Here is a 24,577-nt window from a genome sequence, read left to right on the forward strand (position 1 = left end):
CGGGACCGACAGCGGCAGGCCATCAGAGCAGCGTCTCCGGGTCGACGTCCACGCTCCATGCTGGCCCGAGTCCACCGTCGAGCAGTGCGACCGGGTCCGTCCCGCGGAGGACCACGTTCCAGCGCCATCGCCCGGCGCGCCGGGCGATGTACGCGGGTGCGGGCCCGATGACCTCGACGGAGAGCCGCCGTTCCGCCGCGAGGATCCGGAGGCGATCGGCCGTCGCCGTCGCCATCGCCTCCGCCACGGTCGGATCCGGGAGTCCGACGGTGAGCTTCACGTACCGCCCGAACGGCGGTGCTCCGTACCGCCGGCGGGCCGTAAGCTCGGCGTCGTAGAACGCCGCGGCGTCCCCCTCCGCGACGGCCCGGATCGCCGGATGATCCGGCTGATACGTCTGGATGATCGCCACTCCCGGTCGATCGCCGCGTCCGGCCCGGCCCGCCGCCTGGGTCAGCAGCTGGTACGTCCGCTCGGCCGACCGCTCGTCCGGCAGGTTGAGGGCGATGTCGGCGGAGACGACGCCGACGAGCGCCACCTCCGGGATGTCGAACCCCTTCGTCACGAGGCTCGTCCCGATGAGCAGATCGAGCCGGCCGTCCGTGAACGCGTCGACGACCCGTTCGGCGCCGCCACGGCGTTCGACGACGTCGCGGTCGAGACGTCCGACCCGGAGTCCAGGGAACCGGGAGCGGACCTCCGCCTCGACCCGCTGGGTCCCGCCGCCGAGGTAGCGGATGCGCGGCGAGCCACAGGCCGGGCAGCGCGTCGCGAGCGGCGCGGCGCGACCGCAGTGATGGCACCGCAACGACATGCCGGCCTGATGGAAGACGAGTGGTCGCGCGCATTCGTCGCACGTCTGAACGGCGCCGCAATCGCGGCACAGGACGGCCGACGCAGAGCCACGCCGGTTGATCACGAGGATGCCCCGCTCGCCCTCGGCCGACCGGAGATCGCGGATCGCCACCTCGAGCCGGCGGGAGATGAGACCGCGGTTCCCGGCCGCGAGTTCGGCTCGCAGGTCGACGATCTCGATCGTCGGCGGCGCGCCCGCAGGGCGCAGCGGCAGGACGACGCGCCGGTAGGTCCCGTCGCGGACCCGCCCCATCGTCTCGACCGCGGGGGTCGCCGAGCCGAGGACGCAGGCAGCGCGAGCAAGCCGGGCGACGGCGACGGCCGTGTCACGGGCCTGGAGCCGGGGCGTCCGGTCGCTCTTGTACGCGCCGTCGTGCTCCTCGTCGACGATGACGAGGCCGACCTCGGCGAGCGGCGCGACCACGGCGAGGCGGGTGCCGACGACGATGTCGATCTCGCCGCGTCGGATCCTCCGCCACTCGTCGGCTCGCTCACCTTCACCGAGGCCGGAATGGACGAGCGCGATCTCGGCGTCGAGGTCGCGGCGGAGTCGGTCGACCAGTGGCAGCGCGAGGGCGACCTCCGGGACGAGGATAAGGACGGGTCGGCCCGCGTCGAGACAGGCGCCGATCGCCTCCACGTAGACGGCGGTCTTGCCGCCCCCGGTCACGCCGTCGAGGACGAGCGGTGTCGGGTCGCCCTCGGCGATGGCGGCCCGGATGCGGTCGAGGGCGGTCCCCTGCGGGCCGGTGAGGTCCGATCCGGACGGTCGGGCGCCACGGTGCCCGGGCCGGCGGCGGGCGAGTGGTCGTCGCTCGACCGCGACGACGGAGATCGCCACGAGACCCCGCCGCGCGAGGCTCGTGACGGTCGAGGCTCCGACACCCGCGCTCGTTCCCGCGGTCGGACGGCCGCCGTCAATGGAGCGATCCCCCTCCAGTGCCACGAGGAGCTCGATCTGGTGCGGACCGAGTGGTCGCCCGGGCGGTCGGACGCCCGCGGCCAGGTTCGCCGCCGCGACGCGGCCGTCGTCCGTGAGACGCATCCGCCGCTCGAAGCGGGGACCGGCCCCAGCCGTGGTGAGCGTCCAGTCGAGGGTCACCCGGCCGCTTGCCTCGAGGGTCCGAAGACGGCGGATCAGGGCGGCCCGGCCACTCGGCGTCTCGAGGTCGCGGACGACCCGCGGCGCGAAGCCGATCCGATCGAGGAGCTCGCGGTCCGTTCCGTCCACCGCTTCCATGCCGGCGTCGTCGCCGTCGCCGCCCGCGCCTTCGCCCCCGGGCGTCCGCTCGACGACGAGCTCGAGGCGCTCGAGCATGCCCGGCGGGAGCATCGCCCGGATGACGAGCGACGTCGGAGCGAGATACCGCTCGGCGATCCAGCGGGCGAGCTCCACACTTCGCGCCGGCAGGAGTGGGCCGTCCGTCCGGACCCGATCGATGATCGGCTTGCTGACGATGCCCGGCGCCATCGCACCAGGGCCGAGCACGATCCCGAGCGCGTGGCGCCGCCCGAACTCGACGAGGACTGCCTCTCCGGCCTCGAGTCCATCGAGGGCGGGCGGGACGGCGTAGGTGTACGCCCGGTCTGCGGATCCCCCGGCCGCGTCGATCGCGACCTCGACGAGCGGCCGCTGCGTCGGCGTCGCGGCCGGGTCACGGCGCAGCTCCTCGTCCGACATCACGGGAGCGCCGTCAGACGACCACCGGTTGGCGACCGGGACGTGCGCGCTCGGTCGCGATGATCTCGTCGATCCGCTCGGCGGTCCACTCCACCTGGCCGGTCTCGTTGACGACCACATGGTCGTAGTCCTCCTGGCGGGCGAGTTCGATCGCGGCGTTCCGCTGCCGGAGCTCGAGTTCGTCGGCGGTCTCCGTGGCTCGGGTCCGCAGGCGGTGGAAGAGTGCCTCGAGGGACGGTGGGACGAGGAAGATGAGGAGCGCCTCCGCGACCCGCTCCTTGACGATCTGGGCGCCCTGCACGTCGATCTTGAGGATGACGTCGCGACCGGCGGCGAGCGCCTCGCGCACCTCCGTCCGCGGCGTGCCGTACCAGTTCCCGTGGACTTCGTTCGCCTCAAGGAGCTCGCCGGCATCACGGAGCTCGACGAACCGCTCCCGGCTCAGGAAGTGATACGAGCGGTCCGGCAGCTCGCCGGGCCGCGGCGCACGGGTCGTGCAGGTCACGACATAGTGATAGTCGGGATGATGCGGCCGCCGCTTGAGGGCGTCGAGGATCGTGTCCTTGCCGACGCCGGACGGCCCGCTGACGATGACGAGGAGCGGTACCGGCGGGCCCGTCATCGAGCGGACGCCGCGCTGCGCAGCCCGGAGAGCGCGCGTTCGAGGTCGGCCGGCAGGGGCGCCTCCGCCCGGATGAGGTGCCCGTCCGCCGGTGATGCGAGCTCGAGTCGCCAGGCATGGAGGAAGAGCCGCTCCAGACCGTCCGGGCCCTTCCGTGACGTTCCGGTCCCGTAGACGGGATCGCCGGCGACCGGGTGGCCGATGGCCTCGAGATGGACCCGGATCTGGTGTGTCCGTCCGGTCACCAGGTCGAGCTCGAGGAGGGTCCAGGCGGCGAACCGCTCGCGGACGCGGTAGCCCGTCGTGGCCGCCCGACCGTCCGGCACCACCGCCATCCGCGTCCGGTGCTTCGGGTCCCGTCCGATGGGTGCCTCGATCCGACCGACCGCCGCGGCGACCGACCCCTGGACGAGCGCAAGGTAGGTCTTGCGGACCCGGCGGGCCTTGAGCTGGGCCATGAGGCTCGACTGCGCGACGTCGCCCTTGGCGACCATGAGCAGGCCGCTCGTATCCCGATCGAGACGATGGACGATGCCCGGCCGGCGCACGCCGGCGATCCCCCCGTACTCCGCGGCGTCGCGGCGGCCGAGGAGGGCGTGGACGAGCGTTCCCGTCTCATGGCCGGGCGACGGGTGTACCACGAGCCCGGCGGGCTTGTCGACGATGAGGAGTTCGGCGTCCTCGTAGACGACGGCGAGCTGGATCTCCGGTTCCGGGATGAGCGTGGCGCGCTCGGCCTCGGGGACGACGAGGCGGAGCCGCACCCCGCCGCCGACCATCGTGTTCGCGCGGATCGCATCCCCGTCGACCGTGAGGTGGCCCGCCGCGATGAGCTTCTGGACGTGGCTCCGCGACAGCCCGGTCGCATCGGCGACGAATCGGTCGGCCCGGATCGCCGCCCTGCCGTCGGGGACGATCACGTCCGTCACCCGCTCGCCCGTCCCGATCACCCTCGACCCGGTCGTGTGCGTTCGGGCGGCAGCAGGGCAAGGATGATGAGGAGGACGATCGCCGTGCTGATCGCCGCATCCGCGATGTTGAAGGTGTACCAGCGCCAGCCACCGACACCCGCATCCACGAAATCGATGACGTAGCCGAGGCGCAGTCGATCGAGGAGATTGCCGACCGCGCCGCCGACGAGGAGCCCGAGTGCGAAGGTCACGAGGAGGCTGTCGCCCGCCCGCGCCTCGTACCAGACGATGAGGCCGACGACGGCCAGGCTGCCGACGCCGAACACGAGCGCCGATCCCTGGAAGAGGCCGAACAGCGCGCCTTCGTTGTGCGAGACGTCGATCCGGACGAGGTCGCCGAGGACCGCAACCGGGACGCCCACCTCGTAGGTCGACGCGATCGCCGCCTTCACGAGCTGATCGACGACGACGACGACGATGCCGATCGCGGCGAAGAGCGGCCAGCGTGGCCGCCGAACGATTCCCACTGCAGGGGTCATGCGGGCCGACCCGCGCGACCGGAGGCGGCGGAGCGGTGCCTCCCGAGCCCGATCCGGACGTCGCCGTCGTCGAGGTGCACGCTCGCCGTCGCAACGCCGGTCGGGGCCGGCCCGATCGTGACGAGGTCCGCGAGCGTCTCGGCTGCGACGGCGTCGAGGTGCGGCACGACGGCGGACGTCACCCCATCGAGCCAGAGCTCGATGCGATCCGTCAGCGCGAGCTCGGCATCCTTGCGAAGGTCCTGGATCGCCCGCTGGAGCTCGCGCGCGTCGCCTTCGGCGATGAGCTCCGGGGTGAGCTCGGTGTCGATGACGACGACGAGCCCGTCGTCGTCGGCCACCGCGGTACCGGGCCGCGGGACCGCCTGGATCTCCACTTCATCCGGCGCGAGCGTCACGCCGGCGAGCCGGACCGAACCGTCGGCGACGAACTCGACGTCGCCCGTCCGGGCCGCCGCCATGACCGCCGGAATGATCGCTCCGAGGCGCCTGCCGATCCGCGGCAGGAGCGGCTTGACCCGTCGGTCGACGAGGGCCGAACCGTCCTTGATGAGTTCGATCCGCTTGACATTCACCTCATCGGCGATGAGGCCGAGGAGCGCCTCGCGCTCGACGAGATCGCCGCCAGGCAGTGCCAGCCACATCCGGGCGAGGGGCTGGCGGAGCCGGATGCCGGCACCGCTGCGGAGGGTCCGGACGAGCTCGGCGGCCCGACGGGCGGTGGCCATCGCCGACTCGAGTGGCTCGTCGCGAGCGGATGCGAGGGCCGCTTCCGGCCAGGCCGTGAGGTGGACGCTGTCCGGGGCGGCCGGGTCCAGCCGGGCCACGAGATTGCCGTAGATCGACTCGGTGAGGAACGGCAGGATCGGGGCGAGGAGACCAACCACGGCGACGAGCGCCGCGTGGAGCGTCGCGAACGCCGCGTCGCGGTCCGCCGTGGCCTCCGCCCTATCAAGTCGTCGGCGCGAACGGCGGAGATACCAGGTGGAGAGGTCGTCGACGAACTGCTCGATCGCGATCGTGGCCTCGCGCGCGTCGTAGGCGCGGAGCCGGTCTCCCGCCCGGGCGGCCGTGCCGGCGGCTCGCGAGAGGATCCAGCGGTCCAGCGCGCTCCGCTCGACCACCGGCGGAACGCCACTGGTCGGCTCCCAGCCGGCGAGTCGCGCGTGGGTGACGAAGAAGGCGTAGACGTTCCACAGGATGAGCAGTCCGCGACGCGCCTCGTCCGCGGCGTGCCAGCCGAAGGGGATGTTGTCCTCGGGGCGGGCGGCGGCGTACATCCAGCGCATGACGTCGACGCCCATCCGCTCGGCCGCCTCGTCGAACTCGATCGCGTTGCCGGCGCTCTTGTGCATCGGCCGGCCGTCCTCGCCGAAGAGGGTCGCATAGCCGAAGATCGTCGTGAACGGCGCCTCGCGGCGCAGGACGGTGCCCATGGCGAGCATCGCGTAGAACCAGTTGCGGAACTGGCCGGGGAAGCTCTCCGTGATGAAGTCCGCCGGGAACCACTGCGCCCAGTACGTCGGGTCCTCGCGGAAATGGAGCGTCGAGAACGGCACGATGCCGGCGTCGAGCCACGGATTCCCCACGTCGCGGATCCGCTCGACGGGCGCGCCGCAGCCCCGGCAGGTGATGCGCACCGCGTCGATGTACGGTCGATGCGGTGTGTGCCCCTCGAAGGCCTCCCAGCCGTCGATCGCCCGCTCCCGGAGCTCGTCCCGCCCGCCGACCACGTCGAACGTGCCGCAGCCGCGACAGTCGTAGATCGGCAGGGCGAGCCCGTAGTACCGCTTCTTGCTGATCATCCAGTCGTGCATGTTGAGGAGCCAGTCGAGCTCCCGCTCGTAGCCAAACCCGGGGATCCAGCGGATGCCGTCGACCACCTCCATGATCTGGTAGCGGAGGCTCGCCTCGATCTCGTCGCGGGTCAGCTGCTCGCGCGGCCGGTCGTACACCGGTCCCATGCTGATGTACCACTCGTCGACGAGTCGGAAGACGAGCGGCGTGCCGCAGCGCCAGCAGTGCGGATAGCGGTGGACGATGGTCTCGAGGCGATAGAAGCGGCCATCGTGCCGCATGCGCTCGACGATCGGTTCGGCGACGTCGCGGACATCGCGACCGGTGAAGGCGCCGAACCCGTGGACCACGATCCCGTTGTCGTCGAGTGGCGCGACGACCGGCAGGCCGAGGGCTCGTCCGAGCTGGAAGTCCTCCGATCCGCAACCGGGAGCGACGTGGACGATTCCGGTGCCCTCCGCCTCACCGACCTCGTCCCAGGCGACGACCCGATGGACGTACGGCTCGCCGGGCAGGTCGCGGGTGCCCGCGGCGAAGGCCTCGCGGACCGCCGGGAGCTCATCGAAGGGCCCCTCGTACCGCCATCCGACCAGCTCGCGACCGAATCGCTCCTCGAGGATCTCGAACGCGCCGTCGAGGGCCGTCCGGATCGTCCCGCGCCCGATCCAATAGACGTCGTCCCCCTGGCGGACCCGGACGTAGCGCAGATCCGGTCCCACGGCCGCGGCCACGTTCGAGGTGAGCGTCCACGGGGTGGTCGTCCAGACGAGGAGTGCCTCGCCCGGACGGTCCACGAGCGGAAGCTTCACCGTGAGGCCGGGGTCCTCACGGTCCTGGTATCCCTCGTTCATCTCCATCTGCGAGAGGCCCGTCCCGCAGCGCGCGCACCACGGCATCGAATCGTGGCCCTTGTAGAGCCAGCCGCGTCGGTGGCACTCGGCGAGGAAGCCCCAGATGAGGTCGTTGTTCTCGTTGCTGAAGGTGAAATAGCTGCCGCCGAGCTCGGGCATGCCGAGTCGCCCGACGAGCATCTCGACGGAATCGGTGACCGGCCCGTCCGGGCCGTCGATCGTCACGACCGCCGCCGGCTCGGCGGCGAGGAGGTCGCGCAGACGACGGAGCTCGTCCGGGTCGTTCCAGTCCATCCAGTAGCCGAGGCGGATGGACTGTTCGGTCTGGCGGGCGGCGAACGTGAGGACGCGCTGCTTGCACAGGGACACGAACTCAGCGATGCCGAACGCCTCGATGTCCCGCTTCGAGGTGAAGCCCAGATCTCGCTCGACGTTCACCTCGACCCACAGGCCCTGGCAATCGAAGCCGTTCTGCCAGCGCTCGTCCTCGCCGAGCATCGCGTGGAAGCGCTGGAAGACGTCCTTGTAGGTCCGGCCCCACGCGTGGTGGACACCCATCGGGTTGTTCGCGGTGATCGGACCGTCGAGGAAGCTCCAGCGCGGCCCGCCGGCGTTCTGAGCGCGCAGCCGGGCGAAGGTCCGGCGCTCCGTCCACTGGGCGAGGATCTCGTGTTCCTGGGCGATGAGGTCGGGCTTGGGGCTGACCGGCTCGAACAATCGGTCTCTCGTCCTCGGGTCGGGGCTGGGCGGCTCGTTCGCCGGAGTCCGGTTATCCTACCCGACGATGTCGCAACCGAAGGGCCAGCTGCCCCGCCACCGGTCAGCCTTCGCGGCGGCGTTCCTCTCCCTCGTCTTCCCGGGGCTCGGTCACGCGTATGCCGGCGCCTATGCGCGGGCGCTCGGATTCGCTGCGGCACCGCTGCTCGGCCTCTCGCTCGCCCTCGGCATTGGCCTGCGGGTGAGTCTCTTCGAGCTCGCCGGCGTCGCCCTCCAGTACCTCTGGCTCATCCAGCTCCTCAACGTCCTTACCCTCGGTTACCGGATCGTCGCCGCCGTCGACGCCCACCAGGTGGCGACATACATGAACGCCCTCGAGACCTCCGGCGGCGGCCGCCTCGGACGGCCGCGGCTCGGCCGCGATCCGCTGTCCATCGCCGGCCTCGCGGCGGTGCTCATCGTCATGTCCGGGGTCCACGTCGCGGTCGCCTACTACGACGTCCAGGCGCAGGACCTCGTGAACTGCGTGTTCGATCCGAGCGGCACCGCCAGCTGTGACAGCAGCCGGACCGGGAACGCCACCGGCTCGGCCGCCCCAAGCGGGAACCCGTCGTCCGCACCGAGCGCGGCATCGATCGCCGGCTCGGCCGCCCCCGGAGCCATGCCGGCTCCGGCGGAGTCGGCGAAGCTGTGGACCGGCGGCCGGCTCAACATCCTGCTGCTCGGCGTCGATCAGCGGCCGAAGGACGCGACATTCAACACGGACACGATGATCGTCGCGAGCATCGACCCCACGACGAAGCAGGTCGCGCTGTTCAGCCTGCCCCGCGACACGGTCGGCGTGCCGCTTCCGCCCGGCCCGGCACAGGCCGTCTTCGGTGCCACGTTCCAATGCAAGATCAACAGCCTCTGGACCGCCGCCCAGCAGCGCCCCGACCTCTTCCCCGGCAATGACCAGCAGCGGGGATTCCTCGCCCTCAAGGACACGCTCGGCTACGTGTTCGGCCTCGACATCCCGTACTACGTCGAGGTGAACTTCAACGGCTTCCGGCAGCTCGTGGACTCCGTCGGCGGGGTGACGATCAATGTCCAGTTCCCGGTCCTCGACGACAACTTCCCGGGCGACCGGGGGGACCCGATCCGGGTCTACATCCCGGCCGGGATCCAGCACATGACCGGTGCCCAGGCCCTCGTCTACGCCCGATCGCGGCACGGGTCGACGGACTACGACCGGTCGCAGCGCCAGCAGCGGGTCCTGCTCTCGCTGAAGGATCAGACGGACGTCAACGCCCTCATCCCGCGTATCCCCGACCTCGTCGCGGCCCTGAAGCAGACGGTCCACACGGACATCCCGGTGAGCCAGCTTCCGGCGCTGCTCCAGCTCGCGGGCGGCGTCGACACGACGAATGTCCGCTCGTACGTGTTCTCGCCGCCCCTCTACGGCCAGCACGTCTTCGACACGTGCGGCGACAGCAACACGCTGTACGTCGCCAAGGTGCGCCAGGCGGTGAAGGACGCCTTCAGCGCCAATCCGACGAACGAGGCGCAGAAGGAGCAGGTCGCCGCCGAGGGAGCCACCGTCTGGGTCCTCAACGGCTCTGGCCGGAATGGACAGGCGGCCAACGTCGCCGGCTATCTCACCTTCCAGGGCGTGAACGCGTCAGCGCCGAGTCAGCAGCCGCCGACGAGCCCCTCGGCGACGGAGATCGTCGTCTACAACGGTGCCGAACAGAAGGATCCGGCCACGGTGGCGCTCCTCGAGAAGGTCTTCGGCGTTAAGGCAACCCTCGTGAACGATCCGACCGCGCGGGTCAACATCGTCGTCACGACGGGCCGGACGACGCCGGATCTGACGCCGCCGCCCGCGCCGTAGTCCTCGCTCAGTCGACCTCGTCGATCGGGGTCAGCCAGTCCTGATACTCGGGCAGCCGCCCGCGCACCGCTTCGAAGTAGCGGCTCCGGATCGCGGCCGCGATCGGTCCGACCGCGCCGTTGCCGACGGCCCGGTGATCGACCTCGACGACGGGACTCACCTGGACTCCGGTGCCGCACAGGAAGACCTCGTCCGCCACGTAGAGCTCCGAACGGTCGATCGACCTGATCTCGGTCGGGATCCCGAGGTCGGCGGCAAGCCGGAGGAGTGCCGCGCGGGTGATCCCCTCGAGGATGTCATCGGACACCGGCGGCGTGAGGAGGACTCCGTCGCGGACGACGAACAGGTTCGCCGCCGACGCTTCGGACGCGTGACCGCTCGGCGTGAGAACGAGCGCCTCGTCGAAGCCGTTGAGCTCCGCCTCGCTCTTCTGGAAGGCCATGTTCACGTAGCCGCCGACGATCTTGCCACGGGCGGGGAGCGCCTCGTCCGCATTGCGGCGCCACGAAGAGGTCATGATCCGTATCCCGCGCGCGGTATCGACATAGTCGCCGAAGGGCACGGCGATGACGTACAGCTCGTGGGCGAGATGATGGAGCTTCACGCCGATCGCCCGCGTGCTCTTGTAGAACGACGGGCGGATGTAGGCGTCCTCGCGGAACCGGTTCCGACCCGCCGTCTCGACGATGATGGCGGTCAGGTCGTCCGCCGAGGGCACGGGGTCCATGAGCAGGATCTTCGCCGAGTCGCGGATCCGCTCGGCGTGCTCGCGGACGAAGACGCCGTAGAGCTGGCCGCGCTCCGCGTTCCAGTACGCCCGGATTCCCTCGAAGGTGGCCGTCCCGTACATGAAGGCGTGGGTCATGATGCTGACCTTCGCCTCACGCAGCGGCACATGCGCGCCCTCGAAATAGGCGATGAGATCGTCGAGGTCGCGCGGGGCGCCCGCCGCTGCGGATGCAGGCGTCGTCGCGGCTGCCGCCGCCGGGGCGTGGTCGGTGATCATCGGGTCGCTCCCGTTCTGTGGGCCGGACGGCCGATCGGACGGCGATCCCGCCACCTCACCGCCCGACGTGCGCCGCAGTATACCGCCGGGTCCGGCGAGCTCAGCCGGTCCGAAGGTTGGCGACGACGAGTGCGATGTAGCCGAGGTAGAACACGCCGCCGGTGAGGAGGTGCCGGCCACGGAGTCGGCCGCGCAGTGTCATCGGGATGAAGATCAGCGCCGACGAGAGGAAGGCGATGCCGGCCGACGCGAAGGCGAGCGTCGAGCCGGCCGTCACGGCCCAGTGACTCGAGGCAAAGACGAGGGCGACCACCGTCGGGATCGTCGCCTGGAAGACCATCGCCCCGGTGATGTTGCCCATCGCCAGGGTGTCCTTGCCCTGCCGGATCCAGATCACGCTGTTGAACTTCTCCGGCAGCTCCGTCGCGATCGGGGCGATGACGAGGGCGAGCAGCGCCTGCTGGACGCCGAGCGTGCGGGCGAGGTCCTCGACGGCCCCCACGAACGCGTAGGCGCCGAGGACAATGCACGCGAGCGCCACGAGAACCTGGAGACTGACGATCCGCAGGCGGGGCGTGGTGAGGTGCGCCGGGGCGGTTCGATCGAGGCGATGGAGCCGAAGCGGCGCGAGGAGCTCCGGGTCGCCGACGGTCGCCTCGGCCCGGAGATGCCCCCAGACGTAGTGGCCGTACAGGCCGACGAGGACGATCGCCGCCACCCAGCGCGGCCACTCGACACCCGCCGGGACGAATGCCACACCGACGGCGAGCCCGTACGCGACGGCGAAGTACCGCATGTCATGGCCGAGGACCTCGGTCGAGACGGGCATGAGATCCCCGCTCGACCGGCCCCGGGCGGTGACGAGGACGGCGATCCCGGTGACGAACATCGCGAGCGTCGAGAGCATGAACGGCGCGCCGAGGATCGCTCCGACGCCGACCTCGTTGGACGCCTCCGAGCCGGTGACGAGGATCGCGATGAGCGGGATCATCGTCTCGGGCAGCGCCGTCCCCACGGCGGCGAGGACCGAGCCCACGGCTCCCTCGGCGAGCTCGAGCTTGTGACCGAACCACTCGATCCCGTTCGTGAACAGTTCCGCGCCGAGGAGGATCGTCGCGAACGCGATGGCCAGGATGACGAGATCCATCGGTCCTCGTCAGGCGCGTGTTCGTGTCGTCGTCATCGACGACGGATCACGGGCGGAGGTGCTGGGGGGCGTACGGCAGCAGGGCCACGATGCGGGCGCGCTTCAGGGCGACCGCGAGCTCGCGCTGGTGTCCGGCACACGTGCCGGTCTTGCGGCGCGGTTCGATCTTCGCTCGCTCCGACAGGTAGCGGCGGAGACGGTTCACTTCCTTGTAGTCGATCAGCGCCGTCTTGTCCGCACAGAACGCACAGACCTTGCGGCGGCGACTGTCGCGGAAGTACGAGTCGCGCTTCTTCGCGCGTGGGGCGGGTGGCATCGGTGGGGTTCCCTTCGTTCAGTCGTCAGAATGGGAGGTCGTCGAGGTCGGCCCGGTCGAGATCGTCGGCGGGCGCCCCGGCCGGGCCGCTCGAGGCGCCGGGCCCGCTCGAGGCAGCCTCGCCGGGCGAGGCACTCGGGCCGCTCGAACCCTCCGGCCGGCTGGCGTTCCGCGGCGCGAAGCCGGGGTCGCCGTCCTCGCGCGGGCGTCGTTCGAGATTCGTCACGCGGTCCGCGATAAGCTCCGTCGTGTACCGCTTCTGGCCGGATTGATCCTCCCACTGGCGGGTCTGGATCCGGCCTTCAACGTAGACCTTCCCACCCTTGCGGAGATGCTCCGCGGCTCGTTCGCCCGTCTGGCCCCAGGCGACGACCCGGAACCATTCCGTCTCCTCCTGCCATTCGCCGTCCTGGCCCTTGAAGTTGCGGTTGACGGCGACGGTGAACTGGGTGACGGCCTGACCGTTCGGTGTGTACCGCATCTCGGGATCCCGGCCCAGATTGCCGATGATCATCGCCTTGTTGAGCGACATCGTGGGCGACCCTCGTCAGTCGATCGCGGCCGGAGCGGCTTCGCTCTCCGACTCGTCGATCCGTTCAGTCACGTCCTCGTCGTCGGGCTCGTCGACCGGCGGGCCGGCATCGACTTCGTCGGGGCCGCCATCGCGACGCGATGCCCGGATCGGGCGCTCGTCACGGGTGACGAGGTGGCGGATGACCTCCTCGGTGATGAGCAGGCCGTGCTCGAGCTCGGCGATGGCATCGGCCGGTGCCTCGAAGACGATGATGTGGTAGGAACCTTCGCGAAACCGGTCGATCTGGTACGCGAGGCGGCGGCGGCCCCATGGCGAGACCTTGACGATCGAGCCACCGGCGGCGACGATGCCGCGGGTCGTGCGATCCATCACCACCTGGGACCGCTCGTCCGGCACGTCCGGCCGGATCACGAGCATGAGCTCATAGCGACGCATGCGCCTGAACAACTCCTTCCTCTGGGAATCGCCCCGTTTCGAGATCGACGCCGGCGAGGGCGTCGGCCATGGCGGAGCCGAAAGGACGACGGCCGGAGTCTAGCACGAGCCGTCACGGACGGTCCGCGATGTATCCTCTCCGGGGCGGTCGCGCGACCTCTCGGATCGCCCGTCCAGTCCCTGGAGACCGCGTGCCGGCCAACCGCATCCTCCTCCTCGACACCGATCCGGGCTCGTCCCTCGTCATCTCCGGGGTCCTGACCGCCGTCGGCCACACGGTCGTCGCCGTCACCGACAGCTCGGATGCCTTCCGCCAGGCCCGCGAGCACGATCTCGTCATCATCGATGTCGTCGCCGCGGAGCCGACCGCCACCGAGGTATGCCGGGAGATCCGGGCGACTCCGTCGCTCGCGGCCGTCCCGGTCCTGTGCATCAGCCAGACCGACGACGTCGAGGATCGGATCAGGTTCCTCGAGGCGGGCGCGGACGACGTCATGGCCAGGCCCTTCGATGCCCGCGAGCTCGAGGCGCGGGTCGAGGCCCTCCTCCTCCGCTTCCGGCGGACGCGGGATCTCGCCCCGAGCGCCGCCGTGGCGCCCGCAGACCACCCGGTCCGGCGGATCGTCACCGTGTTCTCGCCCAAGGGCGGTGTGGGGACCACGACGATCGCGGTCAATGTCGCCCTGGCCGCGGCCCGCAGGCACCCGAAGCGGACCCTCCTCATCGACCTCGTGCGCCAGTTCGGACAGGTCGCGACCCACCTCGACCTCACCGTGCGTCACACGCTCGCCGATGTAGTCCGGGCCGAGTCCTCGCTCCGCGAGCCGGAGACGCTCCGCTCGTTCGTCACCCACTACGACGGTGGCCTCGACGTCCTCCCCGCGATCACCTATCCCGACCTGACGAACCTCGTGACCGCGGCCCACGTGGAGGCGCTGCTCGAGACGGCGGCGAGCGCCTACGACGCTGTCGTGGTCGACGGCGGCTCGGTCCTCGACCAACCCGCGCTCGCCGCCCTCGACGGAGCGGACAGCGTCATCTTCGCCGTCCACCCGGAGATCGCCGCCCTCAAGGCCCTCCACTCCCTCCTCGACGTCCTCGGCGAGCTCGGCTCGGTCGGGGCGAAGGCGACGTTCGTCCTCAACGACGCGTTCGCCAAGGAGATCCTCAAGATGCGCGACATCGAGGGCGCACTCGGCACGAGGATCGCCGCCGAGCTCCCGTACGATCCGTTCCTCTACCTCAAGGCGGTGAACGAGGGGGTGCCGATCATCCGGGGCGCCCCGCGATCGCTCGCCGCCGAGCGACTCTCCCGGCTCGCGGACCTCGTCTTCGAGGCAGGCGCCGGCGCCACGGTCGCCACGCCGTCCGCAGACGACAGGAAGGCGAAGCGGCTCGGGGGACTCCTCCGCCGGACCTGAGCGCCCACCGTGGACGTGGTGCCGAGGGTGAGATTCGAACTCACACGCCCTTTCGGGCCGCGGTGTTTAAGACCGCTGCGTCTGCCGGTTCCGCCACCTCGGCGCGAGGACAGCGTACGCGCCCAGGCGCGCGGTGGGGCGCGCGGGTCGCGTGTGGTGGAGGCGACGAGCGGATTCGAACCGCTGAATAGAGGTTTTGCAGACCTCCCCCTTAGGCCACTTGGGTACGTCGCCTCGGACGCTCGCCGACGGGGACCGGCGGGGCGGAGCACGGCTCCGCACGATATGTGGCTGCCCCTCGAGGATTCGAACCTCGGTTCACGGATCCAAAGTCCGCTGTCCTACCGCTAGACGAAGGGGCAGCGGCGGCTCGACGGGCAACTCGGGTGGGACGGCGATGGGAGATGGAGCGGAAGACGGGACTCGAACCCGCGACCCTCACCTTGGCAAGGTGATGCTCTACCAACTGAGCCACTTCCGCCCGGATATCACGACCACCTGACGAGATGGTGCCGAGAGCCAGGATCGAACTGGCGACACCGCGATTTTCAGTCGCGTGCTCTACCAACTGAGCTATCTCGGCCCGATGACCGACCACGGCTGGCCGCCCGTCGGCGTGGCGGAGGATACCACGCGCTCCGGCGGCCCTTCAACGCGGGCCGGGCCGAGCGGGCCGCGCCGTCAGTCGAGCCCCGTGAGGGCGGTCGTGTCGGCCGGGTCGAGCGGTGCCTCACCGGTGAGCTCGCGGAGGCGGTTGATGCGGTCGACGATCGGCGGGTGGGTGGACATCAGCCCGGCGGATCGGGATTCGAACTTCTTGATCGGGTTCGTGAAGTACAGGTGCTGGGTCGCCCGCGACGCGACCTCGAGGACATCGCGATCGCTTGCGATCGTGGCGAGGGCCCGCTCGAGGCCGTGCGGATTCCGGGTCAGCTGCACGGACGACGCGTCCGCGAGGTACTCCCGCTGACGGCTGACCGCGAGCTGCACGAGCTGCGAGGCGATCGGAGCGAGGATCGCGAGGACGATCGCGATGACGAAGAAGATCGCCTGCAGCCCTCCCCCGCCGCCGCCCTGGTTGTCGTTCCGCGAGCGCCGGCCGCCGCCAAACCAGAACGTCCAGCGCAGGAAGAAGTCGGACAGGAGCGCGACGCCGCCGACGAGCACGCCGACGAGGAGGGTGAACCGGATGTCGTAGTTCCGGACGTGCGACAGCTCGTGGCCGAGAACGCCCTGGAGCTCCTCGCGGTTCATCTTCTCGACGAGACCGGAGGTGACGGCGATCGATGCGTGTTGGGGATCGCGGCCGGTCGCGAAGGCGTTCGGAGCGCTGTCGTCGATGACATAGAGGCGCGGCATCGGGAGGCCGGCGGCGATCGTCAGCTCGCGGACGATGTTGAACAGCTGCGGCGCACCCGCCTCGTCGACCTCCCGTGCCTGGGACGTGGCGAGCACGAGCTTGTCACCCGCCGAGTACGACCCGATCGAGGCGAGACCGGCGATGGCGACGGCGATGAGCGTCGCCGCGAGGCCGCCGGTCGCCGTGCCCGTGAAGGCATAGCCGATGGCGAAGCCGAGGAGGCCGAGGAGCGCCGCGACGACGATCGCGAGCAGGACCGACTGCCGCTTGTTGTGGGCGATCTCGCTGTAGAAGGTGGTGGTCATCGGCCGGGACCGCTGAGCGTCCGGCACGACCGCTCCCGGCGGACCGTCACCGGAGGGCGACGACCGGCACGTCCTGGGCGGCCGCCTCCGCCTCGAAGAAATCGCGCTTCGTGAAGCCGAGCGAGCCCGCGATGAGGACGGCCGGGAAGGTCTGGATCGCCTGGTTGTAGTCGAGGACGGTCGCGTTGTAGTGCTGGCGAGAGAACCCGATCTGATTCTCCGTCGTGGTCAGCTGCTCCTGCAGGCTCAGGACGTTCTCGTTCGCCTTGAGCGTGGGGTAGTTCTCGACGACCGCGAACAGCGATCGGAGGGCCCCCGTGAGCATGTTCTCCGCCTGCGCCTGGACCACCGGACCCTGGGCACCGGCCGCGACCGCGTTCGCGCGGGCCTCCGTCACCTTCGTGAGGACATCCTGTTCGAAGTCCATGTAGCCCTTGACCGCGTTCACGAGGTTCGGGATGAGGTCGTGGCGGCGCTTGAGCTGGACGTCGATCTGGGCGAAGGCCTCGTCGATCCGGAGGCGACGCTGGACGAGCCCGTTGTAGAGCCCGACGAGGAAGACGGCGACGAGGACGAGGATGACGATGACGATGAGGAGCGGCAGCATCGATGATCCCTCGAGTGGCGAGTCGGGCGGTGCCCGGGTCCGCCAGTCTAGCCGACCGCAGCGGGTGGTGGGCGGTGCAGGACTCGAACCTGCGACATCCTCGGTGTAGGCGAGGCGCTCTGACCGACTGAGCTAACCGCCCGCGCCCGCCAGCATACCCGCCGCGCCGAACCGTTCGCCGCCGCCGACGGGCGCCGCGACGCGGGCGGTCGAGGGCGGATCCTGCCATCTGTCCCCCAGCCGGGCACTCGTCGGCCGAAAACCGCCACATGATCAACAACTCGGACGATTGCCAGGATCGATGACCGTCCGCAAACTCGCAGTACCTCGTGTCGGGCCGTCGATGGCGGACCAGTGCGCGCCTGACGCACATCTGGCAGAACCGGCGGTCAGGCGGCGCCGCGTCCGCGTGAGGCACGACTGGCCGCTTCGCCGCCGCCGACGGGCGCCGCGAATCGCGAAGGCGGTCCGGGTGTACCGCCTTGGATCGTCGTTCGGATGGTTCGGATGGGTGGTGCCCAGGCCGGGACTTGAACCCGGATGAGTTGCCTCATACGCCCCTCAAACGTACGCGTATACCAATTCCGCCACCTGGGCAGGTGTCCCGAGGGTTCCCGGCCTGCGGGTTCTGGTACCGAGGAAGGGAGTCGAACCCATACGCCCTTGCGGGCACTAGCTCCTGAAGCTAGCGCGTCTACCAGTTCCGCCACCTCGGCCGGGAGCCCCTCCGGACAGCGGACCGAGGTTCACCGCCCGGATGCGAGGCGCCATGTTAGCACGTCCCAGAATCGCCCACTCGGGTCGGCGATCTCGCGTGGAGTCGGCCCCCAGACCCGGTCGGACACCACCACGGGCTCGTCGCGGAAGAAGAGCGGCAGGCTGAGGACCGTCTGCCCGAGATACGTCTGGAGGCTCCGGAAGGCCGCCGCGCGCTTCGCCGCCGGGCCGTACGCCCGGGCCGCGATGAGCTTCGCGTCGAGGGCCGGGATCTGGACACCCGAGACGTTCGCTCCGCCGGTCGTCGTCTGCGTCGAGGCGAGGAACGGGTACAGGTCCGGATCGAGGCCGACGTCGACGTCGACGACCGCTGCGTCGTACTTGCCGGGTGCGAGGCGGCTGTCCACGAAGTCATGGGGGGTGAGCGCTGTGACCGTCACCTTCAGGCCGAAGCGCCGCCAATCCGCCGCGACCGCGTTGGTGGTGGCGAAGACGATCGGATTGGACACCTGGTCCGGGGTGATGAGCTCGATCGAGAACGCCGTCTTCGATCTCGGCGCGAACCAGCCCTTCGTTGTCTTCGTCCAGCCCGCCGCCTTGAGTGTCTTCGCCGCCGCGGTCGCGCTGTAGGCCACGGGCGTCACCGCCGTCGGATCGTACGCCCACGACGACGGGGGGATCGGAGTGTCGGCCTGGCGACCCGTTCCGGCGAGGACGGAGGCGATGATCGCGGGCCGATCGATCGCCTCGAGGAGGGCCTGCCGCACGGGAAGCTCGGCGAGGAGGGGGTGCCCCGGCCGAACGTTGAGGACGACGCCCGTGTAGGTGGTCCGCGGGTAGTCGACGAGGCGTGAGCCGGGGGTCGCCGCGAGCGCCAGGGCATCGGTCGGCGTCAGGCCGGAGGCGGCATCGAGCCTGCCGGCCCGGTAGTCCGCCATGAGCGATCCCGCGGCCGCGTAGAAGTGGAATTCGATCGCCGGGAGCGCGATGTAGCCGGGTGGCGGCATCGGGGTCGGACTCGCCACGGTCGCGGGCGACGTGGACGGTGTCCCGGACGCGGTCGCGGACGGCGAGGCACCGACCGGGGACGCCGACCGCTCGGGGGACGCCGAGGGCGCAGCGGACGAAGCGGGCGACGCCGAAGCGGCCGGCAGCCGACCGACGGCTGCGGCGAACGGCTCGAGCCGGGCGGCCGTCGCATCCCACGACACGAGTCGATAGGGACCGGTCCCCACGGGCGCATCGTTGAACGTCGCCGTGGCGAGCCCGGCAGCGCTCACGCCGCCGAGCAGGTGCTCGGGAAGCAGCGGCTGGCGAGCAGCCTGGAGGAAGCTCGCCACCGGCGTCTTGAGCGTGAAGCGGACGGTCGTCGCGTCGATCGCCGCGACCGTGACCTCGCGCCACGAACTCGCAGCGGGTCCCGTGTATGCCGGATCCTGGAGGGTGTGGATCGTGTAGACGACGTCCGCCGCGGTTACCGGCGCGCCGTCCTGCCAGATCGCGTCCGAGCGGATCGTGAATGTGTACGTCGAGCCGGCGCCGCCGACCGTCCAGCCGCTCGCGAGATCGGGCACGACCGAGCCGTCCGGCCCGAGCCGCACCAGGCCGCTGAAGACGAGGGCGACGATGTCGCGATCCGCCTGGCTCGTGGCGGTGAGCGGGTCGATCGAAGTCGGACGACCGAGGATCCCCTCGCGATAGGCGACCGCGGCGGCCGACGGGCTCGGCGAGACGGCGGGGCTCGATGCAGCGCCTCCGCCGGGGACGAGCGTCGGAAGGCCGATCGCCGCGGCGAACCCGACGAAGAGGCTGGCGAGAGCGGCCACGATGAGCCGGTCCCGCGTCGTCATGGTCCCCGTTCCGGCGCCCCTCCCCACCTCGCCGCGCGGGAGGTCGCGCCGCACGCTCAACGGGCGGTGGTCGTCGCCGGAGCGAGTGCGTACGTGACGAGCGAGAAGGCGACGAAGAGGATGCCGAGGGCGATCGTGAACTGGAAGAGCCGCCGTTCGATCCCTCGCCGGCTCCTGAAGACCGCCGAGTCGCCGCCGAACGTGCCGGACAGCCCGGTGCCTCGCGCCTGGAGGAGGATGGACGCCATGAGGGCGAAGGCGACGATGATCTGGCCGATGGCCAGGAACGGGTTCACGAGCGGAGATCCTCCTGTCGGTTCAGCCGCCGGATGGTAGCACAGCCTCCGGATCAGACCGGTCGCGCGGCCCCGGGGCTCGTCGCCGTCGTTCCCTGCGCGGCGACGGCGGCCATCGCCGCCGCGATCCGGGCGGGATCGCCGAGGAATCGATGCGACCTCGGACGGAGGTCCTCGTCGAGCTCGTAGACGAGCGGCACCCCGGTCGGGATGTCGAGCCCGACGATCTCGGCATCGCCGACATCGTCGAGATACTTCACGAGCGCCCGGATGCTGTTGCCGTGCGCCGCGATGAGCACCCGGCGGTCGGCCCGGACCGCCGGGGCGATCTCCGCCTGCCAGTACGGGAGGAACCGGGCCACGGTGTCCCGCAGGGACTCGGTGCGCGGCAGCTCCGTCGCGGAGAGGCCCGCATACCGCGCGTCGCGGCCGGGGAACCTCGGATCGTCGATCTCGAGCGCCGGCGGCGGCGTGTCATAGCTCCGACGCCAGCGTCGGACCTGCTCCTCGCCGTATGTCCGCGCCGTCTCCGCCTTGTCGAGACCCTGGAGCGCCCCGTAGTGGCGCTCGTTCAGGCGCCACGAGCCATGGACCGGCAGCCACATGAGGTCGAGGTCGTCGAGCACGATCCAGAGGGTCCGGATCGCCCGCCTGAGAACGGACGTGTAGGCGATATCGAAGCCGAGCCCCTCGGCACCGAGGAGTCGGGCGGCCTCGTGGGCCTCGGCGATCCCCGACTCGGACAGATCGACGTCCGTCCAGCCGGTGAATCGGTTCTCCCGGTTCCACGCACTCTCGCCGTGGCGGAGCAGGACGAGGGTCGGCACCGGGACTCCGCTCGGCCTCAGCGGCTCGCCGCGAGGCGGGCCCGCGCCGTGACGCCGGCGCGGCCGACGATGCCGGCCATCTCGTCCGGCCGGAGCGAGGCGCCGCCCACGAGGGCGCCGTCGATGCCGGGTTCGCCGAGGAACTCGCCGACGTTCGCCGCGGTCGTGCTCCCGCCGTAGAGGACGGGCACGCCCTCGCCCGCGGCCGGCGCGCCGATGTCGTGGAGGGTGCGGCGGATGAGGTCGGCCATCTCGGCGGCGTCGACACCGCGGGCGCTCCGACCGGTCCCGATCGCCCAGACCGGTTCGTAGGCGACGACGAGGCGTTCGAACGGCGCGCGGCCGCCGCCAGTCGGCGGTGCGTCCGCCAGGCCCGCAAGGGCCCCCCTAAGCTGCGTCTCGACGACCGCCTCGTGGAACCCCGCCTCGCGTTCGGCGAGCTGCTCGCCGACGCAGAGGATGGGCCGAAGTCCGGCCTCGAGGGTCCGGCGGACTTTCGCGGCGATGAGCGCATCCGTCTCGCCAGCGTCGCGGCGACGCTCGGAGTGCCCGACGATGACCCACTCGACGAGCCCGACGAGCATCGGGGCACTCACTTCGCCGGTGAACGCGCCGGCGGTCTCCTGGTGGACGTTCTGGGCCCCGACCGCGACGCCGGTACCGGACAGGGCGTCCCGGACAGCGGGGATGGCGACGAACGGCGGGCAGACGATCCGGACGACGGTCCGGTCGTCCGTGCGGGCGGCGATCGTCCGTGCGAGCTCGGCCGCCTCGCGCGGGACGGTGTGCATCTTCCAGTTCGCCGCGATGATCACCGGTCGCATGCCCGGAATCATGCCAGAGCGGTGCCGAACGCGAGCCGCTCGATCCGCTCAAGCGCCCGCTGGACCGCCGACCGGTGGATCGCGAGCCGATCGGCCAGCTCCCCGAGCGTGGCCTCCGGCGTCTCGTGTCGGCCCGCCGCCACGACCCGTACGACGTGCGGCTGCCGGGCGAGGCGCCCGTCGGCCTCGAGTTCCGCGATGGCGAGCAGCTGCCTTCCTGCCGCTTCGACGGACCGGGTCAGGTTCGCCGACTCGGCGTTGATCACCCGGTTGAGGTCGCCACGGACCGCTCGCGATACGCTCCGGGCCTCGAGCTCGAGGAGCGTGGCCCCGGCGCCGAGCCGCCGCAGGAACGTGCCGACCACGTCGCCGCCCTTCCAGGTCACGACGCCCCGACCGCGTCGGACGCGATGACCGGCGGGCAGGCCGAATCCCGCGAGCCGGTGGGCGAGGATCGGTGCCTCGTCCACGCCGACGACGAACTCGAGGTGCGTCCGGCCGCCGGCGAGGCTCAGTGAACCGCGTGCGAGGAAGAGACCGCGGAGGTACGCGGCACGGCAGTGGTCCGCTGCGTCATCCCACGCAAAGTCCGGCCGGTCTGACGCCCGCGGTTCGGTCGCGAGGCGGACCGCGAGACGCCCGGTGGCGGTGGCCCGTGGGGCCGCGCGGGCGGTCGCCAGCCCGGCGGCGAGGGCACGACGGTCGCACGGACGCAGCGGGTCGATCGCGGCGAGCTCCGTCCGCAGCGCCGCGACGAGGTCGCGCTCGGCATGCGTCATGCGGTCCGGGAAACCCCCGTCCGGCGCCTGGGCACGCCTTCGCGGTCGACGATGCGACCGATCGCGGCGGCGAGTCGAGCGGGGTCGTGGTGATGCGGCCGGGCCGGATCGACCACCTCGTCGAGGACGAGCCTCGGTGCGGGATCGGACGCGGGGGGCCAGCGGAGGCGGACCGGCTCGTCGCCGTCCGCTCCCTCCGCGAGGGCGCTGTTGGCGAGGACGATGTCGATGAGCCCGGGCGCCGCGTGCCGCTCAAGCGCCTCGATGTGGTCCGCCAGATCGTAGCCGCTCGTCTCGCCGTCCTGGGTCGCGACGTTGCAGACGTACAGACGGAGCGCGGGCGAGGCGCGCACCGCGTCGCGGATCGCCGGGATGAGGAGGCTCGGGAGGATGCTCGTGAAGAGACTGCCGGGCCCGAGGACGATGACCTCCGCCTCGGCGATCGCCCGCAGCGCGTCGGCCGAGGCGGAGACGTCGGCGGGCGTGATCCACAGCCGATCGAGCGCCGGCGTCCGGGCGATCCGCGACTGCCCGTCGACGACGATCCCGGCGGTCGTCTCGGCATGGAGCACGATCGGCGTCGGGGAGACCGGCAGGACCTGGCCGCGGACGGCGAGGACCCGGTTCATCTTGCGGACCCCCTCCTCGAAATCGCCGTGTTCGACCGCCGTGAGCGCGGCGATGAGGAGGTTGCCGACGGCATGACCACCGAGCGAACCCGCCTCGCCTTCGCGGCCCATGACCTCGGACTCCGGGAACCGATACTGGAGGAGCTCCGCCATGAGCGGCTCTGCGTCCGCGAGGGCGACGATGCAGTTCCGGATGTCTCCGACGGCAGGAATCCCGAGCTGGGCGCGGAGCTTGCCGGACGAGCCACCGTCGTCGGCGACGGTGACCACCGCCGTGAGGTTGCTCGTCTGCTGCTTGAGGCCGCGGAGGAGGGTCGAGAGGCCTGTCCCACCGCCGATGGCGACGATCCTCGGCCCTCGGGCGAGGAACCGCTTCTGGTAGATGACCTCGACGAGCGGCTGGTCCGCATCCGGCGCCCGGAGCGGGTCCATGATCGCCCGCATGACGCGGAACGAGCCGAACAGGAAGATCGCGAGCCCGAGGCCGCCGAGGATGAGGCCACGGGCGAGGTACGGCAGGAACTGCAGCGTCGCGACGTAGGCGACCGCCTGGAGCGGCCCGGCCACCTCCGTGTCGCGGTAGAGCTGGCGAAGGGCGAGCGCTCCGCCGAGGGCGAGGCTGAGCTCGCCGACGAAGACGAAGAACAACCATCGCTTGATCCCCATCCCGGGCCGCAGCCACGCCCGGAGGTTGGCCGACAGGCCGGCGGAGCCGCTCCCTGGTCGATGGCGGCCGGGCGGGTTCACGAGCGGTCGAGCTCGCGATGGAAGATCGCGACGGGAGCTCCGCGATCGCGGAGCCAGGCCGCGATCTCCTCGGCCACGACGATCGACCGGTGATAGCCGCCGGTGCACCCGACGGCGATCGTCAGGCGCGTCTTCCCCTCCGCCTCATAGGCTGGCAGGACGAAGTCGAGGAACTCGCGGATGAAGCCGAGGAACCGCTCGGCGACAGGCTGATCGAGCACGTAGGCGCGGACCGCGTCGGTAAGGCCGGACAGCTGACGCAGCTCGGGAACGTAGTACGGATTCTCCATGAAGCGGACGTCGAAGACGAGGTCCGACTCGAGCGGGACACCGTACTTGTAGCCAAAGCTGATGAGCTGGACCACGAGCTGCTCCGGCTCGACGTGATCGCTCAGGTGGGCGAACAGCGTCTCCCGGAGTTCCCGCAGCGAGAGGTCGGACGTGTCGAGGACGATGTCCGCCTCCGAGCGGACCGGCTCGAGCACGCGACGCTCCTCGGCGATCGAGCTCTGGATCCCGCGCTGATCGGCGAGCGGATGGCGATGCCGGGTCTCCGAGAACCGCCGGATGAGCACCTCGTCGCGCGCTTCGAGAAAGAACACCTGGGGCCGGATGTCTCGCCCCTCGAGCGCGCCCCGCATCGCGGCGAAGGCGAGCGGCGCGTCGCCGGAGCGGATGTCGAGGACGATCGCGACCCGGGCGTAGCGTTCCGGATCACTCGACACGAGCTCGGCGAGCTCCGGCAGGAGATCGCTCGGGAGGTTGTCGACCACGACATAACCGAGGTCCTCGAAGAGCTTCGCAGCGGCGGTCTTGCCCCCGCCGGACACTCCGCTCAGCAGGACGACGTGCGGCGTCGGGTCGGCCGCGGCATCGGCCGCCGAGGCGTCCATCCCATCGCGGCGCTCATCGGAGGCGACCATCGTCGGC

General features: G+C 70.9%; 21 protein-coding genes and 8 tRNA genes. 2 read left to right on the forward strand and 27 right to left on the reverse strand.

What is annotated here, in order from left to right:
• Positions 1-22: 22 nt before the first annotated feature.
• Genes priA through IVW53_02495 form a run of 5 tightly spaced genes read right to left on the reverse strand, consistent with a single transcriptional unit; the run spans position 23 to position 7,973 of the window.
• Positions 23-2,539, reverse strand: coding sequence for a primosomal protein N' (priA, locus tag IVW53_02475; GenBank protein ID MBF6604437.1), 2,517 nt, complete (start codon positions 2,537-2,539; stop codon positions 23-25).
• A 10-nt stretch (positions 2,540-2,549) separates the two neighbouring features.
• The gene (gene gmk, locus IVW53_02480; GenBank protein MBF6604438.1) at positions 2,550-3,158 is read right to left on the reverse strand and encodes a guanylate kinase; all 609 of its coding nucleotides are present in this window, start codon (positions 3,156-3,158) and stop codon (positions 2,550-2,552) included.
• On the reverse strand, positions 3,155-4,087 hold the full coding sequence (locus IVW53_02485) for an RluA family pseudouridine synthase (protein ID MBF6604439.1): 933 nt from the start codon (positions 4,085-4,087) through the stop codon (positions 3,155-3,157). The genes gmk and IVW53_02485 overlap by 4 nt, the downstream gene beginning before the upstream one ends.
• A gap of 17 nt (positions 4,088-4,104) precedes the next feature.
• The gene (gene lspA / locus IVW53_02490) at positions 4,105-4,608 is read right to left on the reverse strand and encodes a signal peptidase II (protein MBF6604440.1); all 504 of its coding nucleotides are present in this window, start codon (positions 4,606-4,608) and stop codon (positions 4,105-4,107) included.
• Positions 4,605-7,973 (reverse strand): class I tRNA ligase family protein, encoded by a 3,369-nt coding sequence (locus IVW53_02495; protein MBF6604441.1) that lies wholly within the window; start codon positions 7,971-7,973, stop codon positions 4,605-4,607. The genes lspA and IVW53_02495 overlap by 4 nt, the downstream gene beginning before the upstream one ends.
• Positions 7,974-8,040: 67 nt before the next feature.
• On the opposite strand from IVW53_02495, the gene IVW53_02500 reads away from it, so the two are divergent.
• Positions 8,041-9,846, forward strand: a complete 1,806-nt coding sequence (locus IVW53_02500) for an LCP family protein (GenBank protein MBF6604442.1) — start codon at positions 8,041-8,043, stop codon at positions 9,844-9,846.
• Positions 9,847-9,853: 7 nt separating this feature from the next.
• Here the strand turns inward: IVW53_02500 and IVW53_02505 are convergent, their stop codons facing one another.
• The 5 genes from IVW53_02505 to rpsF form a co-directional block, all read right to left on the reverse strand.
• Positions 9,854-10,852, reverse strand: a complete 999-nt coding sequence (locus tag IVW53_02505; GenBank protein ID MBF6604443.1) for a branched-chain amino acid transaminase — start codon at positions 10,850-10,852, stop codon at positions 9,854-9,856.
• A gap of 100 nt (positions 10,853-10,952) precedes the next feature.
• A complete protein-coding gene (locus IVW53_02510; GenBank protein ID MBF6604444.1) occupies positions 10,953-11,999 on the reverse strand; it encodes a sodium:calcium antiporter in 1,047 nt (348 codons plus the stop codon).
• A 46-nt stretch (positions 12,000-12,045) separates the two neighbouring features.
• Complete coding sequence (locus IVW53_02515; GenBank protein ID MBF6604445.1) at positions 12,046-12,315, reverse strand: 30S ribosomal protein S18; 270 nt, start codon at positions 12,313-12,315, stop codon at positions 12,046-12,048.
• Between the two features lie 25 nt (positions 12,316-12,340).
• Positions 12,341-12,847 carry a single-stranded DNA-binding protein gene (locus IVW53_02520; GenBank protein ID MBF6604446.1) on the reverse strand — a complete coding sequence of 169 codons (507 nt, stop codon included), beginning with the start codon at positions 12,845-12,847 and terminating at the stop codon, positions 12,341-12,343.
• A gap of 15 nt (positions 12,848-12,862) precedes the next feature.
• Positions 12,863-13,285, reverse strand: a complete 423-nt coding sequence (gene rpsF / locus IVW53_02525) for a 30S ribosomal protein S6 (GenBank protein ID MBF6604447.1) — start codon at positions 13,283-13,285, stop codon at positions 12,863-12,865.
• A gap of 191 nt (positions 13,286-13,476) precedes the next feature.
• Here rpsF and IVW53_02530 point away from each other — a divergent pair, with 191 nt between their 5' ends.
• Positions 13,477-14,706 (forward strand): AAA family ATPase, encoded by a 1,230-nt coding sequence (locus tag IVW53_02530; protein ID MBF6604448.1) that lies wholly within the window; start codon positions 13,477-13,479, stop codon positions 14,704-14,706.
• A 16-nt stretch (positions 14,707-14,722) separates the two neighbouring features.
• Here the strand turns inward: IVW53_02530 and IVW53_02535 are convergent.
• From IVW53_02535 to rapZ, 17 genes are all read right to left on the reverse strand, one after another.
• A tRNA-Leu gene (locus tag IVW53_02535) sits at positions 14,723-14,809 on the reverse strand.
• Positions 14,810-14,863: 54 nt separating this feature from the next.
• Positions 14,864-14,940, reverse strand: a tRNA-Cys gene (locus IVW53_02540).
• 54 nt (positions 14,941-14,994) lie between these two features.
• Positions 14,995-15,068, reverse strand: a tRNA-Gln gene (locus tag IVW53_02545).
• 43 nt (positions 15,069-15,111) lie between these two features.
• Positions 15,112-15,187: transfer RNA gene (locus IVW53_02550), tRNA-Gly, on the reverse strand.
• Between the two features lie 26 nt (positions 15,188-15,213).
• A tRNA-Phe gene (locus IVW53_02555) sits at positions 15,214-15,289 on the reverse strand.
• Between the two features lie 98 nt (positions 15,290-15,387).
• Complete coding sequence (locus IVW53_02560) at positions 15,388-16,371, reverse strand: M48 family metalloprotease (GenBank protein ID MBF6604449.1); 984 nt, start codon at positions 16,369-16,371, stop codon at positions 15,388-15,390.
• Positions 16,372-16,417: 46 nt separating this feature from the next.
• Complete coding sequence (locus IVW53_02565; protein ID MBF6604450.1) at positions 16,418-16,978, reverse strand: LemA family protein; 561 nt, start codon at positions 16,976-16,978, stop codon at positions 16,418-16,420.
• A gap of 65 nt (positions 16,979-17,043) precedes the next feature.
• Positions 17,044-17,120 (reverse strand) — tRNA-Val (locus tag IVW53_02570).
• 370 nt (positions 17,121-17,490) lie between these two features.
• Positions 17,491-17,575, reverse strand: a tRNA-Leu gene (locus tag IVW53_02575).
• A gap of 32 nt (positions 17,576-17,607) precedes the next feature.
• Positions 17,608-17,694, reverse strand: a tRNA-Leu gene (locus IVW53_02580).
• A 30-nt stretch (positions 17,695-17,724) separates the two neighbouring features.
• Complete coding sequence (locus IVW53_02585) at positions 17,725-19,545, reverse strand: peptide ABC transporter substrate-binding protein (GenBank protein MBF6604451.1); 1,821 nt, start codon at positions 19,543-19,545, stop codon at positions 17,725-17,727.
• A gap of 56 nt (positions 19,546-19,601) precedes the next feature.
• Positions 19,602-19,841 carry a preprotein translocase subunit SecG gene (gene secG / locus IVW53_02590; protein MBF6604452.1) on the reverse strand — a complete coding sequence of 80 codons (240 nt, stop codon included), beginning with the start codon at positions 19,839-19,841 and terminating at the stop codon, positions 19,602-19,604.
• A 53-nt stretch (positions 19,842-19,894) separates the two neighbouring features.
• On the reverse strand, positions 19,895-20,668 hold the full coding sequence (gpmA, locus tag IVW53_02595) for a 2,3-diphosphoglycerate-dependent phosphoglycerate mutase (GenBank protein ID MBF6604453.1): 774 nt from the start codon (positions 20,666-20,668) through the stop codon (positions 19,895-19,897).
• A 17-nt stretch (positions 20,669-20,685) separates the two neighbouring features.
• Positions 20,686-21,492: a triose-phosphate isomerase gene (locus IVW53_02600; protein MBF6604454.1), complete on the reverse strand. Its 807-nt coding sequence runs from the start codon at positions 21,490-21,492 to the stop codon at positions 20,686-20,688.
• Between the two features lie 8 nt (positions 21,493-21,500).
• Positions 21,501-22,271 carry a DNA-binding protein WhiA gene (gene whiA, locus IVW53_02605; GenBank protein MBF6604455.1) on the reverse strand — a complete coding sequence of 257 codons (771 nt, stop codon included), beginning with the start codon at positions 22,269-22,271 and terminating at the stop codon, positions 21,501-21,503.
• Complete coding sequence (locus tag IVW53_02610) at positions 22,268-23,647, reverse strand: YvcK family protein (GenBank protein MBF6604456.1); 1,380 nt, start codon at positions 23,645-23,647, stop codon at positions 22,268-22,270. The genes whiA and IVW53_02610 overlap by 4 nt, the downstream gene beginning before the upstream one ends.
• Positions 23,644-24,570, reverse strand: coding sequence for an RNase adapter RapZ (gene rapZ / locus IVW53_02615; protein MBF6604457.1), 927 nt, complete (start codon positions 24,568-24,570; stop codon positions 23,644-23,646). The genes IVW53_02610 and rapZ overlap by 4 nt, the downstream gene beginning before the upstream one ends.
• Positions 24,571-24,577: the final 7 nt, after the last annotated feature.

Source organism: Chloroflexota bacterium (assembly GCA_015478725.1).
Lineage (GTDB): Bacteria > Chloroflexota > Limnocylindria > Limnocylindrales > CSP1-4 > C-114.

What these genes read in the sequence shown, in the direction of transcription:
- IVW53_02510 (MBF6604444.1), bottom strand. Translation starts at nt 11,999, where the DNA reads ATGGATCTCGTCATCCTGGCCATCGCGTTCGCGACGATCCTCCTCGGC.
- rpsF (MBF6604447.1), bottom strand. Translation starts at nt 13,285, where the DNA reads ATGCGTCGCTATGAGCTCATGCTCGTGATCCGGCCGGACGTGCCGGAC.
- IVW53_02520 (MBF6604446.1), bottom strand. Translation starts at nt 12,847, where the DNA reads ATGTCGCTCAACAAGGCGATGATCATCGGCAATCTGGGCCGGGATCCC.
- IVW53_02505 (MBF6604443.1), bottom strand. Translation starts at nt 10,852, where the DNA reads ATGATCACCGACCACGCCCCGGCGGCGGCAGCCGCGACGACGCCTGCA.
- rapZ (MBF6604457.1), bottom strand. Translation starts at nt 24,570, where the DNA reads ATGGTCGCCTCCGATGAGCGCCGCGATGGGATGGACGCCTCGGCGGCC.
- IVW53_02600 (MBF6604454.1), bottom strand. Translation starts at nt 21,492, where the DNA reads ATGCGACCGGTGATCATCGCGGCGAACTGGAAGATGCACACCGTCCCG.
- IVW53_02500 (MBF6604442.1), top strand. Translation starts at nt 8,041, where the DNA reads ATGTCGCAACCGAAGGGCCAGCTGCCCCGCCACCGGTCAGCCTTCGCG.
- gmk (MBF6604438.1), bottom strand. Translation starts at nt 3,158, where the DNA reads ATGACGGGCCCGCCGGTACCGCTCCTCGTCATCGTCAGCGGGCCGTCC.
- IVW53_02565 (MBF6604450.1), bottom strand. Translation starts at nt 16,978, where the DNA reads ATGCTGCCGCTCCTCATCGTCATCGTCATCCTCGTCCTCGTCGCCGTC.
- whiA (MBF6604455.1), bottom strand. Translation starts at nt 22,271, where the DNA reads ATGACGCATGCCGAGCGCGACCTCGTCGCGGCGCTGCGGACGGAGCTC.
- lspA (MBF6604440.1), bottom strand. Translation starts at nt 4,608, where the DNA reads ATGACCCCTGCAGTGGGAATCGTTCGGCGGCCACGCTGGCCGCTCTTC.
- IVW53_02515 (MBF6604445.1), bottom strand. Translation starts at nt 12,315, where the DNA reads ATGCCACCCGCCCCACGCGCGAAGAAGCGCGACTCGTACTTCCGCGAC.
- IVW53_02560 (MBF6604449.1), bottom strand. Translation starts at nt 16,371, where the DNA reads ATGACCACCACCTTCTACAGCGAGATCGCCCACAACAAGCGGCAGTCG.
- IVW53_02585 (MBF6604451.1), bottom strand. Translation starts at nt 19,545, where the DNA reads ATGACGACGCGGGACCGGCTCATCGTGGCCGCTCTCGCCAGCCTCTTC.